13 protein-coding genes are annotated in these 13,476 nt (G+C 43.2%); 9 read left to right on the forward strand and 4 right to left on the reverse strand.

Annotated elements, in window-relative coordinates; genetic code table 11:
* Nucleotides 1–213: 213 nt before the first annotated feature.
* From puuE to DBZ36_RS05430, 6 genes are all read left to right on the forward strand, one after another.
* Nucleotides 214–1,110 (forward strand): allantoinase PuuE, encoded by an 897-nt coding sequence (puuE, locus tag DBZ36_RS05405; protein ID WP_120353900.1) that lies wholly within the window; start codon nt 214–216, stop codon nt 1,108–1,110.
* Nucleotides 1,107–2,303, forward strand: coding sequence for an amidase family protein (locus DBZ36_RS05410; protein WP_120353901.1), 1,197 nt, complete (start codon nt 1,107–1,109; stop codon nt 2,301–2,303). The genes puuE and DBZ36_RS05410 overlap by 4 nt, the downstream gene beginning before the upstream one ends.
* Before the next feature lie 24 nt (nt 2,304–2,327).
* The gene (locus DBZ36_RS05415; RefSeq protein ID WP_120353902.1) at nt 2,328–3,899 is read left to right on the forward strand and encodes a gamma-glutamyltransferase family protein; all 1,572 of its coding nucleotides are present in this window, start codon (nt 2,328–2,330) and stop codon (nt 3,897–3,899) included.
* An 84-nt stretch (nt 3,900–3,983) separates the two neighbouring features.
* Entirely contained in the window at nt 3,984–4,802 is an 819-nt protein-coding gene (locus tag DBZ36_RS05420) for a sulfite exporter TauE/SafE family protein (protein ID WP_120353903.1), read from the forward strand.
* A 20-nt stretch (nt 4,803–4,822) separates the two neighbouring features.
* Complete coding sequence (locus DBZ36_RS05425) at nt 4,823–6,052, forward strand: pyridoxal-phosphate-dependent aminotransferase family protein (protein WP_120353904.1); 1,230 nt, start codon at nt 4,823–4,825, stop codon at nt 6,050–6,052.
* Nucleotides 6,053–7,309 (forward strand): allantoate amidohydrolase, encoded by a 1,257-nt coding sequence (locus DBZ36_RS05430; protein ID WP_120353905.1) that lies wholly within the window; start codon nt 6,053–6,055, stop codon nt 7,307–7,309.
* A gap of 49 nt (nt 7,310–7,358) precedes the next feature.
* Here the strand turns inward: DBZ36_RS05430 and DBZ36_RS05435 are convergent, their stop codons facing one another.
* On the reverse strand, nt 7,359–8,024 hold the full coding sequence (locus DBZ36_RS05435) for a class I SAM-dependent methyltransferase (protein ID WP_120353906.1): 666 nt from the start codon (nt 8,022–8,024) through the stop codon (nt 7,359–7,361).
* Nucleotides 8,025–8,427: 403 nt separating this feature from the next.
* Here DBZ36_RS05435 and DBZ36_RS05440 point away from each other — a divergent pair, with 403 nt between their 5' ends.
* From DBZ36_RS05440 to DBZ36_RS05450, 3 genes are all read left to right on the forward strand, one after another.
* Nucleotides 8,428–9,366, forward strand: coding sequence for a LysR family transcriptional regulator (locus tag DBZ36_RS05440; protein WP_120353907.1), 939 nt, complete (start codon nt 8,428–8,430; stop codon nt 9,364–9,366).
* 86 nt (nt 9,367–9,452) lie between these two features.
* Nucleotides 9,453–9,875, forward strand: coding sequence for a MarR family winged helix-turn-helix transcriptional regulator (locus DBZ36_RS05445; protein WP_120353908.1), 423 nt, complete (start codon nt 9,453–9,455; stop codon nt 9,873–9,875).
* A 323-nt stretch (nt 9,876–10,198) separates the two neighbouring features.
* Nucleotides 10,199–10,675, forward strand: a complete 477-nt coding sequence (locus tag DBZ36_RS05450) for a ribosome recycling factor family protein (protein ID WP_120353909.1) — start codon at nt 10,199–10,201, stop codon at nt 10,673–10,675.
* A 7-nt stretch (nt 10,676–10,682) separates the two neighbouring features.
* Here the strand turns inward: DBZ36_RS05450 and DBZ36_RS05455 are convergent, their stop codons facing one another.
* The 3 genes from DBZ36_RS05455 to DBZ36_RS05465 form a co-directional block, all read right to left on the reverse strand.
* Nucleotides 10,683–11,189 carry a DUF3087 family protein gene (locus DBZ36_RS05455; protein ID WP_120353910.1) on the reverse strand — a complete coding sequence of 169 codons (507 nt, stop codon included), beginning with the start codon at nt 11,187–11,189 and terminating at the stop codon, nt 10,683–10,685.
* Nucleotides 11,190–11,312: 123 nt separating this feature from the next.
* On the reverse strand, nt 11,313–12,542 hold the full coding sequence (locus DBZ36_RS05460; RefSeq protein WP_120353911.1) for an OmpP1/FadL family transporter: 1,230 nt from the start codon (nt 12,540–12,542) through the stop codon (nt 11,313–11,315).
* 196 nt (nt 12,543–12,738) lie between these two features.
* Nucleotides 12,739–13,458: a lipopolysaccharide kinase InaA family protein gene (locus DBZ36_RS05465; protein WP_120353912.1), complete on the reverse strand. Its 720-nt coding sequence runs from the start codon at nt 13,456–13,458 to the stop codon at nt 12,739–12,741.
* Nucleotides 13,459–13,476 lie beyond the last annotated feature (18 nt).

Genomic DNA, 13,476 nt, shown 5'->3' on the forward strand with positions numbered 1-13,476 from the left:
AACAGGGCAGACAAGCTGTTAACGCGGCTCCAATCAAGAAAGTTAAGTGAACTTATATAGAAAATTTTAATCACGTTTGTTAAAACTTGTGTGGTTGGTCAGATTATTGCTTAGCTTATCGATAACAAACTGACGAAGAGCTAGTAACATCGCAAAATTACGATGCATAACAGCTCAGTTCAAAGGTGTATAACAAGCAATCAAGGAAGAGTAATGACGACAAACTATCCGCGTGACTTGATTGGCTATGGCCAAACGCCCCCAAAGCCTAACTGGCCAAACAATGCCAAAATAGCGCTCCAATTTGTTATTAATTACGAGGAAGGTGGAGAGAATAGTGTGTTGCATGGAGATAAGGGATCTGAAGCCTTTTTGTCTGAAATTATAGGTGCACAGTCCTTCCCCGATCGTCATTTGAGTATGGAATCAATCTATGAATATGGTAGCCGGGCTGGATTTTGGCGTTTGCATCGTCTATTTCAGCACTACAAAATCCCCGTAACCGTATTTGGTGTTGCTACTGCATTAGAAAAAAACCCTGAAATTGTAAGCGCTATGTTGAAATCAAACTGGGAAATTGCCTGCCATGGCTTACGTTGGATTAGCTATCAGGACTTTACCGAACAGCAAGAGCGAGAACACATTGAGCAAGCTGTTGCTATCCACCAGCAACTGACGGGTGAAAAACCTAAAGGGTGGTATACAGGGCGTACGAGCCCGCATACATTGAAATTAATAGCAGAGCGTGACGACATCATGTATTGCGCTGACAGCTATGCGGATGATTTACCTTATTGGGACAAGAATTACAGCAAGCCCTTGCTAATGGTGCCTTACACACTTGATACCAACGATATGCGTTTTGCAGCCGCGCAAGGTTTTAATAGTGGCGACCAATTTTTCTGCTACTTGAAAGACGCATTTGATGAACTCTATGCCGAAGGTGAAACGCAGGCCAAAATGCTTAGCATCGGGCTTCACTGCCGCATAATTGGTCGTCCAGCCCGCTTGGCTGCCTTAAGGCGTTTTATTCAATATACCCAGCAATTTGAAGGTGTTTGGTATGCCAAACGTGAACAAATTGCGCAACATTGGTTGGATAAAGCATGATTAAGCTTCAAGACTATAGCGTAGGTGATATAAGCGACCAGATAAGAACGAATACCCAAGGTACACTTTGTGACTATAGGCTTAGCGTTAAAGATTTATTTGATGTCGTTGGGCACAAAACCGGTGCTGGTTCGCCACTTTGGTTGGCACATGCCAAAACTGCTACTCGTAACGCCAAGGCTGTTGACTTGCTTGTGGCTCAAGGGGTACAGCTAGCTCATAAAACTCAGCTAGACGAATTAGCCTACTCATTGGCTGGATATAACGAGCATTATGGTTATTCCCTGCACCCCTTAGACAAAAACCGGCTTAGCGGTGGATCCAGTTCAGGTGCTGCAATATCGGTGTCCTTAGATGAATCGGACATTGGCTTAGCCACCGATACTGGGGGTTCAATTCGTGTTCCCGCTAGTTACTGTGGTCTGTATGGTTTGAGGCCGAGTTTTGGACGTATATCAACCCAAGGCATGCTGCCTTTAGCGCCTCGTTTTGATACGGTTGGAGTTTTGTGCCGAGATCTTGTTGCGCTAGACAAAGCTTATCAAGCATTGTTCGATGGTAGTAAACTAATCCCATCGCAGTCACCAATCAATACTTTGGTGTGGTGTGAATCAGTTTGGTACGGGGTGGAGCAACAATTAAAGGACCATGCAAAATCTGTTTATGAGGCTTTCGATGGGCCTAAACACCAAATACCGTCACCAATCTTAAATGCTGATCAGCGTCGTCAATGTTTCTCAATTCTACAGGCTCATTCTATTTGGCAATGTCATGGCCATTGGTTGGCTGACAATCTAGATAGCTTCGGCGAAGATACTGCACAAAGGCTTCAATGGGGGCAGAGCATAACTGACCAGCAGCTTGCTGACGCGGAAGCTTTGTTTAACTTATGGGTAGATCACCAAGATCGCTGGCTGCCCGATGGCTGTTCATTACTAATGCCGACAGTCCCAAGCATTGCACCGCGCATTGATCTAACCAGCAAAGCACAAGTAGAACAGCGTAATGTATTGCTTTCCTTGACTTCAATTGCTGGCTTAAGCGCTTGGCCACAACTTCAATGTCCGGCAATTTCTATAAAAGGATTACCACTAGGTCTCAGTTTATTGGGCAGATATGGATGTGATAGTGACTTAATACGTTTTGCAGACCGCATTTTTACACTTACTGACGACATATCTGATTCGATATAAATAGTAACAAATAAGGATAATAAGATGGCTTATCAAGCCGCTGTTACAGCGCCGCACTTTCTAGCAGCACAATCTGGTGAGAAGATCCTAAAAAGTGGGGGAAATGCCATTGAAGCTTGTATCGCAATGGCAAGCACTTTAAGTGTTGTTTACCCACATATGACCAACCCTGGAGGGGACGGCTTTTGGCTGATCCACAAACCTGGTGAAATGCCTGTGGGGTTAAATGCAGCCGGTCACGCAGCCGCTAATCTAGATGGCGTTGAGTTCGGCGATCACCTGAGGGGCCCAAAAGTTGCCCTAACAACAGCCGGAGCTGTTTCAGGTTGGAACGAAGCCTTAATACGCTATCCCGGACAATTAACACTAAGTCAATTGCTGTCACCAGCAATTGACTTAGCTAGAAATGGATTCCCTGTTAGCGAGTCGCTCCACAATGCCTTAATTAAACTTGCCGTTGATTATCCAAGCAAAGATTTTTCGAAGGTGTTTTTTAATGGCTCAAAACCCTATGAAACGGGTGACATAATGAAGCTTCCAGCGATAGCAAATACCTTTCGAGATCTAAGTGAACGGGGCTTTAGTGATTGGTCCAGTGGAGAGCTCGCGAAAAAGAATGCTGATTACCTTTATAAACAAGGAAGTCCAATAACCATTCGAGACTTGGAGAAAACAAAAGCGTTTTGGTGTGAAGCGTTAGAACTAGAAACAATCTGGGGGAAGTTTTATAACATGGGAGCTCCTACACAAGGTGGTAGCTCATTAAATATTATCGGTATATTAAATCAACTAGTGACCACAACTACAAAGCCTAAGTCTTTTTGGTTGACGCAGCAGGGGGAGCAATTAGCGTTACATACACTGATAGAAGCTGTAAAAATAGCGTTCAACTGGCGAAATGAACAACTGAGTGACTCAACAGATTGTGATGGTGATATCAAGCTTCGCTTGAATGCAACGCAGTTAAACGAACAATTTACTTCTATATCTGAACAGGCTCAAGCTTGGCCAAATCCAGGACCAACTGGTGACACGGTCTGGATGGGAGCTGTCGATAAAAATGGTTTAGCCGTAAGTTATATACAAAGTATTTATTGGGAGTTTGGTTCGGGATTGGTTAACCCTGAAACAGGGGTCGTCTGGAATAATCGCTGCTTAGGGTTTAATAACAACCCTGAACATCCAAATTCAATAAAGCCCGGTCATCAGCCTATGCACACTTTGAACCCTCCCTTAGCAATATTAGATGATAATAGCAGACTGATATACGGAACCATGGGTGGCGAAGGACAGCCGCAAACTCAAGCCGCAATAATTTGGCGATATTTACTTCAAGAGTTTAGCTTGTCTAATGCAATCGCAGCACCCCGTTGGTTGCTAGGTAAAACTTGGGGTAAATCGCAAGACAACCTAAAACTTGAGCAGTCGCTTTATGAAAGGCTTGGCACAAAACTGCTAGAGCAGGGCCATGATGCTGTGGCGGCAGCAGATTTTGCTGAATTTTTTGGGCATGCGGGAGCAATACATATAAAAGATAATGACAGTACCGCTGCGACCGACCCACGTAGCGATGGTGCTGCAATCGTAATCAAATAGATTGCCTTTAAGATAGTCTGTACTAATTGTTGATTAGTAGTACCCACGACTTTCCCACTGATTTTATAGGAATAATGAAAAGTAATGGACCAAATTTTAAGTGTACTACCGGTATTTTTAGCCTTAGTAAGTACCGGAATAATAGCAGGATTGTTAGCTGGATTGCTCGGTGTGGGAGGGGGCATTGTCATCGTGCCAGTGTTGTATTACATATTTCAATATTTTGGCGTAAGCGCTACTTCAGCCATGGTAATTGCCACGACGACCTCACTGGCTACCATTGTACCCACGTCTATCAGTTCAATAAAAGCTCATCATGCAAATGGCAATGTTGATTGGCTGCTGTTGAGGTGGTTATCCGCTTTTATAGTCATAGGGGTTGTTGCTGGCAGCTTGTTGGTGAGTAAAGTTGGCGGTGCGTGGCTGAGCGGGTTGTTTGGCATTGTAGCCACCATTTCAGCACTAAATATGCTGTTGCGCTCTAATGCAGCGCCGGTGGCAAATGCCCTACCAGGTAAGTTTGGGCAAGGGATAATGGGTAGCTGCATTGGCTTTTTAAGTGTCATGGTTGGTATAGGTGGGGGGACGCTTACAGTACCGACCTTAACCGCTTTTAATTATCCGGCTCATCGCGCCGTTGGCACCGCTGCAGCTGTTGGACTTCTGATTGCTTTACCAGGTGTCGCAACCATGTTGCTAGCAGGCAATGTACCCATTGACGCGCCAATTGGTAACTATGGATTGGTCAACTGGTTGGGATTTGTCTGTATTGTTCCGTTAACTGTTTATTTCTCTCCCATCGGAGCGCGTATTGGAAAGCAGCTTGATAGTGCCAAGCTAAAAAAGGTATTCGCCTTGGTGTTAGCGTTTACTGGGATACGCATGTTGTTACAAGCTTTTTAAATTTGACCAAGGAAGTGTCGATGCAAACTTTTGAACATTTGTCCGCGCCACCGCGGATGCTCATGGGACCGGGTCCTATCAGTGCATACCCACGGGTATTACGCGCTTTAAGTAATCAACTTATTGGTCAGTATGACCCAGCAATGACGAACTACATGAATCAAACCATGGAGCTTTACCGTCAGGTCTTTAAAACCAAAAACGATGCAACGGTGTTGGTTGATGGTACATCTAGAGCTGGGATTGAAGCAGTACTCGTTTCTTTAATTGAGCCAGGCGATACCGTATTGGTACCAATATTTGGCCGTTTTGGGCATTTGTTAAGCGAGATTGCTCAACGTGCTGGCGCTCAGGTAATAAGTTTTGAGGTTGAGTGGGGTACGGTCGTTTCTGATTCCGCGGTTGAACAAGCAATTATCAAGCATAAACCAAAATTGCTTGCATTGGTCCAAGGCGACACTTCAACCACAATGCTGCAACCCTTGCAGGGGATAGGAGAAATTTGTAAAAAACATGGGGTGCTTTTTTACAGTGATGCGACAGCTTCGATTGTAGGCAACCCTTTTGAAACCGACTTATGGCAATTAGACGCGGTGTCAGTAGGCTTACAAAAATGCTTAGGGGGGCCATCTGGCTCAGCACCAATTACCTTAAGCCCAAACGCTGTGGAATTAATCCGTAAACGAAAACATGTTGAAGCCGGGATTCGGACCCAATCCCATCAAAGTGGATCGGCAAGCCGTATTTCATCAAATTACTTTGACTTGGGAATGATCCTTGATTACTGGGGAGAAGAGCGACTAAATCATCACACAGAAGCGACCAGCATGTTGTATGCGGCTCGCGAATGCGCTCAATTGAATCTAGAAGAAGGTCTTGACGAGGTTATTAAGCGCCATCAGTTAGCAGGTGGGGCAATGGCTGCGGGACTAAGAGCCATGGGCTTGAATCTTTTTGGTGACCAAGCGCACAAAATGAACAATGTTGTTGGTGTGGTGATTCCCTCTGAAGTCAACGGTGACGCTATTCGCATGGCGATGCTAAACCAATTTAATATAGAAATCGGGACTTCCTTTGGACCTTTACATGGCAAAATTTGGCGAATAGGCACTATGGGTTACAACGCTCGACTTGATACAGTGCTGCTTACGCTGGTGGCTTTAGAAGCCCTGTTGGTACAAGCTGGGGCTGTGGTTCACAAGGGCGCGGCATATCAAGTGGCAAGTGCGTTTTACTTAGAGGGTTCATAAATGGCTTTTCATTTGAATGATACACAAGCAGAACTGCTTGCAAAACGAGTGATGGGTTATTGTGAAACCCTTGCTAGTTTTACGCAAACTAAAGGAATTGTCGATCGCCGTTATTTAAGCCCGGAGCATCAACAAACCAATCAACAGTTACAAGAATGGGCGCTTAAATTTGGTTTAGAGCATTGGAGTGATCAAGCAGGCAATCAATGGCTTAGATTGCCCTGTGCTAATTTGGATGCAAAGCGTTTAATTCTGGGTTCACATAGCGATACTGTTCCTAACGGTGGGAAATATGACGGAATGCTCGGTATTCTTGCTCCCTTGGTACTATTACAAAGTTTGAAAGAGCAGGGGGCTAGTTTTGCTTTTCATATTGATGTTGTAGCATTTGGGGATGAAGAAGGAACGCGCTTTGGGGCGACTTTGCTTGGTAGCTCAGCGATTGCAGGAAAATGGAAAGAGTCGTGGTTGGACTTAAAGGATAACAATGGAATATGCCTTGCGCATGCTCTTGAGGACTTTGGCCTTGATAGTAAAGCGGTGGCTAGTTCTACTATTGACCCAGTAAGTATCCTTGCTTATATGGAAACTCATATTGAACAGGGACCGGTACTTGAAGCAAAACAACAAGCCTTGGCAGCAGTGAGTGGAATAGCCGGCGCAAGTCGTTTTAATATTAGCTTAACAAGTAAAGCTGGTCATGCTGGTACAGTTCCGATGCAAATGCGTAGCGACCCCTTAGTTTTAGCAAGTACTTGGATTGCCGAGCTAAACCAAAAAGTACTGGCAACGGTTGGTACAGAGCATCCGGTTGTTGCAACCGTTGGTCGTTTAAAGGTAAGTCCAGGTGGAGTAAATGTTATACCCGGAAAGGTTGAGTTAAGTCTGGATATACGCAGCCTATCGGACCCTAGTCGTTTGAGTTTGGCACAAGAACTTTTACAAAACCTCAGCGAAAAAGCACTTAGCTTAGGTATTACTATTAGCATAGAGCAAAGCCATGACGCAGCCGCGGTAGCGTGTGATCCTAAACTGACAAAAATTATTGTTGAGGTCTTAGAGAGTTTAGGTCACAAGGGTTTAGTATTGCCTTCAGGAGCAGGGCATGATGCGATGGTTTTTGCCGATGTAGTGCCAACAGCCATGCTATTTGTACGCTGTAAAGGCGGTATAAGTCACCACCCGGATGAGTCTATTACTATAAATGACGTAGCAGCTTCGCTATTAGCGATATCGGGCTTCATTTCTAGATTTTGACACTAAAGGATTATTGTCGCGAGATATGTATTAATAAGTAGGTACATTTTTAGACGGTTACTTCTAATCGTTGATACTTCAAAATAAAACCTTTGAATTCTTGTTCTAGGTATTTGGTGTGAATTGGTTTCTTCTGAGTGAATGAAAAACCAAAAGCAGCCATTTTGTTACTTAACTTATTTTTCCGTCCGCGACCGGGATCTACAATTATGACTTCGCATTCTGGATTTGCATGAGATTCAATAAAATTTGCTAAAAGATCGATGTGCTCATCTTCGTACAAAAGATCACTGCCGATAATCAAATCAAATTTTCCAAGAGTGTCCGCACTGTTGTTCCAATCAACCCGTTCGAAGGTGATGTTAGCATCACCGTTTAGCAGGGTATTTCGTTGCAAGAATTTTTGTACTTCTGGATGGTAATCGGTAGCAGTGATATCTGCATCTTGTTTATTCAGAACTAGGCTAGAGAGTGCCATACCGCACCCAATTTCTAGTATTCGCTTAGAGTCAGTCGCATAATCAACGATGTAGTGCGCTAGTACCATACTTGAGGGCCAAACCACACCAAAAATAGGCCATGCTGCATCGCAAATACCGAGTTTTTCGGCGATACCATCGGGGTCAGAAAATTCATTTTTATTACGAAGACTACAAAGATGGATATCGACGTTACCAAACTCAATAGTTTGATAGCGTAAACGCAGATCGGTCATTAGCTTGCCTCAAAACTTGGGCGCTAAGCCAATCATCATGGATAAGTGACAAAACGAGAATGTTAGGCAAGGTTACAGTAGTTCAACGGAAAGGCAATGTTTAAGGGCGCGTTAGAGCTTAAGCATATAAAGTTGAGCTGAACCAATTGTAAGTACTTACCATTATTTCCCTCATTTTAGTGTCGTTTTTCTCGTTAAAATCCTACATGTATACCGCAGCCTAGCTATCTGATGTACTCGAAGGTAGGCTTAGCATCACAGCAGCGAAGCGACTTGTAACCCTATAAGTGTCTAGCAATTTGTAGCTAAACGTTTTAATCACAATCGTTTTAGGTCTGAACACAACAGACCTACGGGTTTTATGTATAATAAATTACATATTATCAAATTTGGATTGTTAATTATGTTGCTCGAAGACCTTGTCGTTATTCTAAAAGTTGCTGAGTTTCGAAGCATTACCGGCGCTGCAACACACCTAAATATGCGTACAGCAACTGCAAGCGCTGCTGTTAAACGGGTAGAGCAAAGCTTGGCTTGTGAACTGTTTGTTAGAACGACACGTCATTTGCGCTTGTCACCCGCAGGGGAGCGATACTTACCTCAATGCGCGCAAGCCCTTCAAGTACTTGAACAAGCCAAACAATCAATGAAAGATGAGCAAGGGATATTAGATGGTGAGCTTCGAATTGCTTTGTCGTCGGATCTTGGACGTAATTTGGTCATCCCTTGGCTCGATCAGTTTATGCAGTCCTATCCGCTGTTGAAACTCAGTGCCAATATCAGTGACAGTCGGATCGATTTCTACAGGGATTCAGTCGACATGGCTTTAAGATACGGTTCTCCAAGTGAAGCTAATGTTTATGGTTTTAAAATATGTAAGGTCCCTAGACTGCTGTGCGCAAGCCCAAGTTACCTTGAAAGTTGTGGGGCGCCAACACAACCAAATGAACTTAAACAGCACAATGCTTTGTTGTATAAGTTATATGACCTAACCCAAGATGAATGGCAGTTTCATAAAAATGGCGCTGTGCATAAGGTTAAGCTAAGTGGTAACCGCTCATCCAATGACGGCGATTTGGTTCGCCGTTGGTGCGTAGCAGGGAAGGGGGTAGCGTTAAAGTCTTGTCTTGACATGTCACACGAACTTCTTTCCGGGGAAGTCGTTCCAATAATGACTGATTACTGGGTAGAGCCAACAGAATTGTGGTTAGTTTGTCCTAGTCGCCAGTCGATAACGTCGAGTGTTCGACTATTACGAGACGAGTTTCGTCATCATACCCAAGAATTACTCTCTCAATTGGTAGCCAGCGGAATTATTGAACAGCGCAGTGTGGACGATTAATTTTGTGTGAAGAAGCTGTTTAAACGGTTGAAAACGGAAGTGCTTGCTATATACTTGACTTATCAAGCATATAGCAAGGAAAGGACATGACACCAACAAATTTGATGAAACTGGCATTAGATCAACAACTAATGGCAAGTTTGTTTAGTAGAAAACTAGACAACAATCTTAGCGTTCACGGGATAAGCTTCACTGAATTCCAAATAATGGATCAATTGGCGAAAGTACATCCACAAGCCACTAGTCGAATTCTACTAGCGCAATCAATCGCATTAAGCGCATCGGGTATCACCCGCTTATTAGCACCAATGGAAAAAAATAATTTAATAGATAAGACCAGTAATCCAAGAGACGCGCGCCAAAGTTTGGTGGTTTTAAGTGAAACCGGACTTGAGGTATATGGACAAGCTAGAACTACAGTGGAATTTTGTTGTGAAGAAGCTTACGGATTGCTCAGCCGTGAGCAGCTCGTAAGCCTTAGCGGAATAGGACAGTTAGTCAAAGTATAGAAGTACTAGTTTAAGCAAACAAAAAAGGTGCTATAAGCACCTTTTTAGAAACAATTGTAGCCAGAAAAAATTAACGAAAACGAGAGTCGTCTTTTTGGTCTGCAGGTAAGTTAGCATCGTGGAATTCATTAATAGATACTAAAACAGCTTGAGCGAATGCGCCTATATTTTTAAACATAATGACCTCATAAATGATATATATTCTTGCTTAAATGAAGTATACCAAACGTGATGTAGATCACAATAAAAATGTGATCAATATCACACAAATATAGTGCGAGATGACGATTGTCTAGATTAACGTTTAAAAAAGGGCTGTTTAAGTGACTGATACACAACGGCTTGAGCCGATATCGGTAAGTCTACCTTCCTTGGTTAGAAAATTTGGTTCTGTAGCAGACTTAAAAGACAAGTTTTTGGATTTTGACTGTCGATTAAGCCGGATACGCCGCAGCCGTAATTGGAAGTTAACGGCGAAACGTGAGCAATTGCTCATCGTGTTAGCAGCTTTTGAGAGTAGTAATGAAGCGCAAATAGTTTGGGTGTTAAAGCAGGTTAGAAGTGCTTTAGCTGAATTAACCAAGGTGGAGCAGTCACATTTAGAGTCGCTTAGAGAATACTTCGCCCAACACCATCACAGTAGCGAGACAGAAATGTCACAGCAGCAAGCAATAATGCTGCGCTTAAAGGCATTGCTTAAGCAACAACCGAATCTAAGTGTGAGTCAAGTTATGCAGCATGGGCAGTGCACTCGAATACAAGCCATACATGCTCTAGATGCCGCAGAAGGCCTTGACTAAATTGCGATTAGTACGCGCTGAGCATTTCCGGGTTAAATTGTTTATCGTCGATGCTTAAATTGAATTTGGCTAAGCCGTCGCTTAATTTTTGTTCTCGGATCTGCAGCTCAGACATCAGCAAGGTATTGTTATCTAATTCCCAAATCAAGCGACTGGCTTTGTAGCTATAATCAAGGCTTATAAAAGCGTTTATATCACCGGTCTTAGCTGCCTTCTCAAGTTTTGCAAGCTTACGATTAATACGGTTGAGTAAGGATTTTAATTGTCGAATATATTCAATATCAGCGAGATAGCTGCGACTTTTCAGTTGTGACCAAATAACTAACAGACCCAGCACTGCTGTCACAACACCAGCTAAATTATAAATGAAATTGTCATTTTGTGGGTCAGAAAACAAGTAGATGAAAGCAGTAGAGCTCGCTAAGGTTACTAATATCAACCAAGCAACTATAGCAAAGTAGACGTTACGAGAATTACGGCGATAACGCTCTTTATCTATGGTTTTTAATAACATGGGAAGATTCACAAACGTTTTTAAAACAAATTTGTGCGAATAATAGTGGCTTTAGCGCTTAGAAGAAAGGTTTATCAGTAGAATGCAGAGTCCAAACATTAGTTCGGACTCTATTGTTCAAGCTTAGAACTTATGGTTGTAACTCATCGAGTAGTAAACCGCATCTGAGCGAGTTTGGGCGGTAACTGTGCTTCCCGCAGGTGGTGGGAAGGCAGATTCTTCATTAACCGTAACGTTTTTCCCGCGTACCACAGCAATACCTAAATCTACACTCTGCTTAGCATTAAACGCATATGTTGCGCCGCCGGTATACCACTGGCGATCAGAGTCGGGGATAGAAATTGAACTGGTTTCGCCGACGACTCCGTTATCAAACATATAGCCAGCACGTAGTGTCCATTGTGGGCTAAGGGTGTATGTTCCGCCGACACTATATAACCAAGAATCTTTCCAGTTATATTCTTTTAAAGTTGGTTCAATACCGTTGCCGGAGACAGTAATTTTGTCAAAATCACTCCACGAGGTATGTTGAGCTGTGTAATGTACTGCCCATGTCTCGTTAAGTTGATGAAAACCAGCGATTTGGAAAATACTTGGCACGGGAATGTTTATGTCGTCAAAAGACACTCCACCAAAGTCAACTGTCCCTGATGCTTTAAATTTGGGACTAGCGCGATAGCTCATACCCCAGCGGTGGTTTGGATTAAGCTCAAAAGTTGTACCAACAATACCCCCAATATCCCAGCCATCAGCATCGACATTAATCAATTTCCCTACTTGAGGAATAGCGGACTCTCGAGTTAGTTCACCGCTACCGTAAAGCGCATCGATGCCAAAACCAAGACTCCATTGTTCGGTAATGCGATAAGAAACACTCGCATTCAAATTCATGGTTGTAATATTAGTAACACCCAGTAAATCTGCCGGAGCCAAAGGGTTATTGTTAGCCAATGATGATACGTCGGTACCTGTTCCATAATTTGTAAATGCAGCTAGACCATAAGCCCATTTCTCGTTGATAGGCTGAATATAGTAAATGTTAGGAATCACTTTATTATCAGCTGCATTTGATTCAGAACCAATTGTTGGCCCACCGGCGTAAGCAACATCTTGTACATCAACACTGATATCCGCATAGGTTGCACCAACGGATAGTTCTTTTTGGTCAAACAAAGCCATGGCGGCTGGGTTGCGTGATAAGACCGAGGCATTATCAGCAATTACGGCGTCACCGGCCATCGCACGGCCAAGACCAGCGGCTGATTGCGCGTTAACTTGAAATCCGGCAGCACTGGCTTGACCACAAGCTATAGCGAGGGCAGTTAAACATAAGGTTTGTTTGGATAGACTCATTACAGATCCCTGTTTTAGATGAGCTGCGCGTAATATAAGAGGAATAGTGTTTTATAACGCAGCGCAATGTAATTGCGCTGGATAATAGGGGGCTTGCCAGTAATTAACAACTCTGACCAGACGAACGCTAAATAAGGGGGGACTACATTAGATGATTATTTTGTGACATATCTTGTTAATAGTCAAAGTCTTGCCATTAAGACCAGTTTTTTAGCATAAGTTTTAGTGCTGGAGTTGCTTGGCGTAAGTCCCGGCCTGCGATACCTTTTAGCTTGTCTAGCAAGGGTAATACCCAAGCGAAATGGGCAACTTTTTTCTGCAGTTTCGTGAAGCGAGTATAGCCTTGATTATCAATATAGCCCTGAATTGCAGCATTTGCTTCAGGGGCGCCATCTTCTAATGAATAATATAGTCCGTGTAAAAAAATGAGAAGATCTATACTTTGATCCCAAGCACTGCATGGTTTACCGCTGTGCATTTCAAAATCGATAAAGGTTATTTTATGTTCGTCCCAACAGATGTCGCGTAATGCTGGTCGGCCATGAGCAAAGCCTTGTTGGTGCATTTGAGCTAAAGCGTAACCAGCCTGATAGAAAACTCGTTCACGCTGAGTTAAATCTAAGCTATTTTCGTCTAAATATCGCGGTAAGGCTTGGCCTGAATCTTCGCTGGCAAAAAATTCGTCGCAATACACTATAAGTTTTGGGACTGGGAGCTGTTGTCGATTGAGAAGTTGTAGAGCTTTAATTTCTCGCTTTAAACCAGGTGTGACTATTACCTTATAATAGTCGCGCCAATTTTCTAAAGGTTGTTTGCGCTTAACCCATACCTTTTTTTCGTCTAGAATCATTTCAACAACTCTATGATTTGCCGGTTGTGTTTCTAAGAATTGTTTTACTTGCTCAAGTTGATTCATAGTTTGTCATAGCGGGAA

Origin of the sequence: Alginatibacterium sediminis (genome assembly GCF_003610775.1) — a bacterium.
Taxonomy (GTDB): Bacteria; Pseudomonadota; Gammaproteobacteria; order Enterobacterales; family Celerinatantimonadaceae; genus Alginatibacterium; species Alginatibacterium sediminis.